Below are 4,687 nucleotides of genomic sequence, written 5' to 3' on the forward strand. Positions count from 1 at the left end.
CACATGATCGCCCTGACAGCAAATCAGTGTGGGGAGTAAATCGAGCAACGATAGCTCGCGTTTGAATGCCGTGGCTGTCGGCGCTTGCAAAATCAAGCTGACATGAAAGCGATGGCACTCAATAGATGCAGGTTTCAGCCTGCGACATCGCAGCCCCATGCTTTAGGCTGCAGAACTTACTCCATCTTGGTCTGCCTGTTGGCACGGATAATGGACCGTACGAACACAAGTACCAAAAGCAACACAATGGTTGGTGCTGGTGCGCTGTCAATAAAGAATGAGAGATAGACACCAAAGAAAGAGCCAATGATGGCAATCAGGACGGAAAGCACCAGCATAACCCTGAATTCTCGCGCCATTAAGAAGGCTATGGCGCCCGGCGCAATCAGCATGGCAACACTCATGACAAGCCCCACCGCCTGCAATGCAGCAACGATCGTAAGGGAAATGAGTGCAAGCAGACCATAATGCAGAAATCTTACTTTTAGGCCAATGGCATATGCCTGTGCCGGGTCAAATGCCTGAAGCAAGAAATCTTTCCATTTTATAAGGATGATTGCAGTGGTGAGCAGTGCAATACTTGCCGCGACGCCAATATCGCGCCAGGACACACCAAGTATGTCACCAAACAATATGTGATCCAGATGCACGTCCGCCCGTACCTTGACATAAAGTACCAGGCCCAGGCCAAACATGCCGGAAAACACGACACCCATCACTGTGTCCTGCTTGATGCGGCTGTTTTCTTTCAGAAAGCCCGTTGCAACCGCGCAAAACATGCCCGCGACGAAGGCGCCCAGGGCAAGCGGAAGCCCAATCATGTATGAAATCACCACACCGGGAAATATCGCATGACTGATGGCATCTCCCATCAGAGCCCAGCCCTTCAACACGAGAAAACAGGAAAGCAGTGCCATTGGCAAAGCAATGATGCATGCAATCACCATGGCGTTGATCATGAACTCAAACTGAAAAGGTGCCAGTAGATGATCAATCATTGCCCTTCCTCCGCAAGGCGCCGAGCACGTTTTCTGGCTGCATAGAGTCCGTGCTTGGGTGCAAGGAAAAAGGCTATCAGGAAAGTCAATGTCTGCAGACAGACGATGATGCCGCCGGTTGCACCATCGAGAAAATAGCTGGAATAGGCACCGATAAAGCTGGTCACTGCGCCGATTGTTACCGCAATGACGAGAAGACGTGAAAAGCGATCGGTGAGAAGATAAGCGGTCGCGCCGGGGGTTACCACCATGCAGATCACCAGAAAGGCTCCAACTGTCTGCAGTGCAGCAACAGTTGAAGCAGACAGCAAAGTAAAAAACATGACCTTGAGCAGGGTTGGATTAAGGCCAATCGCGCGTGCTTGAGTTTCGTCAAAAAAAGTAACCATCAGGTCTTTCCATTTCACCAGAAGAATGGACAGCGAAACCGGACCAATGATTGCAAGCTGCAAAATATCCGTTGGTGTGATTGCCAGTACATTACCAAGCACGATCGTCTGAATATTGACGGCCATGGGTTTCAACGAAATCATAAAAAGACCGAGCGCGAAGAAAGCTGAGAATGTCAGGCCAATAATTGTATCTTCCTTCAGCTTTGTACGCTGATTTAAAAAGACCATGGTCATGGCAGCCAGACCGCCGGAGAAAAATGCCCCCAGGGAAAATGGCAGCCCCAACATATAAGCGCCAGCCACGCCCGGCACGATGGCATGCGAAAGCGCATCACCAATCAGCGACCAGCCCTTGAGCATCAGGTAGCAGGAAAGAAATGCACATACTCCGCCCACGAGAGGACAGACCCACATCGCATTAAGCATGTAGTTGTAATTGAAGGGCTCTAAAAGAGTCATCATCAACCCGGACATATTCATCATGAGCACTTCGCACGCATATCCTTGTCAACTTCAGCCATGACCCCGATCACCATGCCCATGATGCTCACATGGCCGGCTCATATTTCCGCTGCTCACCGTGAATATAGTGGGAGCTCATTCCACCAAAGGCGCGTCCCAAATTTTCCGGCGTGAAAGTATCCGCTGTCACACCATAAGCAATGACCGTCCCCTTGATGAGAACCGTGCGGTCACAAAATTCTGCCACTGATCCGAGATCATGGGTTGAGACCAGCATGACACGCCCTTCATCACGCAGTTCTTTCAACAGCGTTATGATTTGTTCTTCCGTCCTGACATCAACGCCGGTAAACGGCTCATCAAGCAGGATGACCCTGCTGTCCTGTGCCAGAGCGCGGGCAAGAAAAACACGTTTTTTCTGCCCGCCCGACAATTCACCAATCTGGCGCTTTCGCAGCTCCAACATGTTGACGCGTTCAAGTGCAACCGCCACGGCTTGATAGTCAGCTTTTCCGGGAATGCGCATCATGCCCATATGGCCATAACGACCCATCATGACGACATCTTCAACAAGTACCGGAAAATTCCAGTCTACTTCTTCGGACTGCGGGACATAGGCAACGAGATTTTTACGCAAGGCCTTTTCAATCGGCATATCCAGCACGCGGATTTCACCACGCGCAAGTCGGACAAGACCCATAATGGCTTTAAACAAGGTGGATTTTCCTGATCCGTTCACGCCGATAAGGGCCGTAATTGTGCCAGCGGGAATTTCGAAACTGGCATCACGCAAGGCCATGTGGCCGTTGCGATAAATCACGCTCGCCCCCCTGACCGAAATGCCAGATCCTAGCCCTGATGGGAATTTCGTTGATTTAGTTAACATTGTTGTCATTGCGTCAAACCTTGAGATAACCCTTTTGAGATCGTTGAGGACGTAACGCGCAGGAGATCAAGATATGTAGGAACAGGCCCGTCTGCTTCACTCAGTGAATCGACATAAAGCACACCACCATAATGCGCACCGGTCTCGCGAGCGACCTGTTCAGCCGGCTTGGAAGATATCGTGCTTTCACTGAACACCGCCGGAATTTTATATTTCCGCACGGCATCAACAACCTTGCGCACCTGTTGTGGCGTCCCCTGCTGATCCGCATTGATCGGCCAAAGATAGAGTTCTTTTAGACCAAAATCGCGCGCAAGATATGAAAATGCCCCCTCACTTGAAACAAGCCAACGTTTATCTTCCGGTATTTTTGTCAATTCTTCCTTGACAGGGGCAATCGTTTCCAGAATTTTTTTCTTATATTCTTCTGCATTTTTATTATATGTTTCAGCATGATCAGGGTCATACCTTACAAAGGCATCGCGAATATTGTCTACATATATCAAGGCATTTTGCGGCGACATCCATGCATGCGGGTTCGGCCTGCCCTTATATGGCCCTTCGACAATGCTGATTGCCTCAATACCATCTGACACCACAACTTCAGGAACGTTTTCCAGATTGGAGTAGAATTTCCTGAACCATAGCTCAAGATTGAGTCCATTTGACAAAATGAGCTGCGCATCTTGAGCGCGATAAATATCACCTGGCGTTGGCTGATATTCATGAATTTCCGCACCTGGCTTGGTGATGGATTGCACCTCTGCAACATCGCCAGCAACATTTTTAGCCATATCAGCAATGATGGTAAATGTAGTGATGACTTTGAATTTTGCATCGGCAAGTGCAACACCTGAAAAGAGACAAGCCAACGAAACGCCCAGAAATACGCCGACCATTGAACATCTGAACCTACCGCCCATTTTGCACTCCCATTAACCAGAAACTTCTCTTGGCCAGACAGGAATTATATGCAATTGCAAACTATTTGCAACAATGAACTCCTATAATTCCAGACCGCTGTGACAGCGACCGTTTCGCATCTCCTCGGTCTGCAAATGAGTTTCACATCTGATCTTTACATCAGCGATGAATTGCTATGCATCTTGGATATGCCGCCTAGGATGGATCAAGAAATTTTGTCCCATATATGGAGGGCAAGCGCGAGGCGCACAGGCATCATCGCAAACTCTTTGACGCAGTGTTATGAATGCGCGTTCGGGTGGTTAGCATGCGATCTTGCCAAGTGGCTTGACGGCCACCAGTTGGCAAGACGGTTACTAATACTGAAACGTGATGGGCATACTGGCTACGCCGTCCGCAAAACCGATCTGGAATGGCCAATAATCACACAAGGACGCGCACACTGATCAGCTGAACTGCCCCCATTTCGACCGGTCAGTCGGCACAAGCAGAAAGGCTCAAGCACAGGCCTTGAGGACAGGCTTATGTCTAACGAGTATCGACACGTTGAATTGCTGACGGGGGATGTTTGCCGCAGGCGGTGAACAACCGAGCAGAAGCTGACAATCATCGAGCAGAGTTTTCGAACCAGGCGAGACCGTCTCGTCCACCGCTCGCCGCCATGGTGTTGCGCCCAATCTGCTTTACCGATGGCGCAGGCCATTGAGCGAGGGGGAGAGCTGCTGTCATGGATTCTGATGAGCCTGTTGTCGGCAATTCGGAAGTGAAAAGCTGGAAAATCGTGTCCGCGAACTGGAGCGCGTGCTCGGCCGCAAGACGATGGAGGTCGAAATCCTCCGCGAAACCCTTTCCAAAGTGAACTCAAAAAACGGATATCGCGGCCGATCTTGTTGCCGAAGGAGGCTCCCTATGAATACTGTGGCAGACACGTTGCGCGTCTCCCTGGTCTGCCCCCTGAAAAGTGGTCCTCCCTGAAGTAGGCTATTGAGCCGTAGGAGGACGTTGGAATGCCCCAGAAGAAGCAC

General features: G+C 50.2%; 4 protein-coding genes and 1 pseudogene. 1 reads left to right on the forward strand and 4 read right to left on the reverse strand.

Annotation, left to right across the window (positions count from 1 at the left end):
• Window positions 1–176: 176 nt before the first annotated feature.
• The 4 genes from ACFO1V_RS09640 to ACFO1V_RS09655 all read right to left on the reverse strand — a co-directional run bounded on the left by ACFO1V_RS09640 (window position 177) and on the right by ACFO1V_RS09655 (window position 3,637).
• Window positions 177–998 (reverse strand): metal ABC transporter permease, encoded by an 822-nt coding sequence (locus ACFO1V_RS09640; protein WP_380075094.1) that lies wholly within the window; start codon window positions 996–998, stop codon window positions 177–179.
• Window positions 995–1,852 carry a metal ABC transporter permease gene (locus ACFO1V_RS09645; protein ID WP_374834628.1) on the reverse strand — a complete coding sequence of 286 codons (858 nt, stop codon included), beginning with the start codon at window positions 1,850–1,852 and terminating at the stop codon, window positions 995–997. The genes ACFO1V_RS09640 and ACFO1V_RS09645 overlap by 4 nt, the downstream gene beginning before the upstream one ends.
• Window positions 1,853–1,937: 85 nt before the next feature.
• Window positions 1,938–2,738 carry a manganese/iron ABC transporter ATP-binding protein gene (locus tag ACFO1V_RS09650; RefSeq protein WP_445438792.1) on the reverse strand — a complete coding sequence of 267 codons (801 nt, stop codon included), beginning with the start codon at window positions 2,736–2,738 and terminating at the stop codon, window positions 1,938–1,940.
• A 5-nt stretch (window positions 2,739–2,743) separates the two neighbouring features.
• Complete coding sequence (locus tag ACFO1V_RS09655) at window positions 2,744–3,637, reverse strand: metal ABC transporter substrate-binding protein (protein ID WP_374834630.1); 894 nt, start codon at window positions 3,635–3,637, stop codon at window positions 2,744–2,746.
• A gap of 549 nt (window positions 3,638–4,186) precedes the next feature.
• Here ACFO1V_RS09655 and ACFO1V_RS09660 point away from each other — a divergent pair.
• Window positions 4,187–4,604 (forward strand): annotated as a pseudogene (locus ACFO1V_RS09660) (transposase); the annotation flags it as partial.
• Window positions 4,605–4,687: the final 83 nt, after the last annotated feature.

The sequence above is a fragment of the Daeguia caeni genome (assembly GCF_042653845.1).
Lineage (GTDB): Bacteria > Pseudomonadota > Alphaproteobacteria > Rhizobiales > Rhizobiaceae > Brucella > Brucella caeni.

Coding starts and splice junctions, on each gene's coding strand:
- ACFO1V_RS09640 (WP_380075094.1), bottom strand. CDS start 998: ATGATTGATCATCTACTGGCACCTTTTCAGTTTGAGTTCATGATCAAC.
- ACFO1V_RS09655 (WP_374834630.1), bottom strand. CDS start 3,637: ATGGTCGGCGTATTTCTGGGCGTTTCGTTGGCTTGTCTCTTTTCAGGT.
- ACFO1V_RS09645 (WP_374834628.1), bottom strand. CDS start 1,852: ATGATGACTCTTTTAGAGCCCTTCAATTACAACTACATGCTTAATGCG.
- ACFO1V_RS09650 (WP_445438792.1), bottom strand. CDS start 2,738: ATGTTAACTAAATCAACGAAATTCCCATCAGGGCTAGGATCTGGCATT.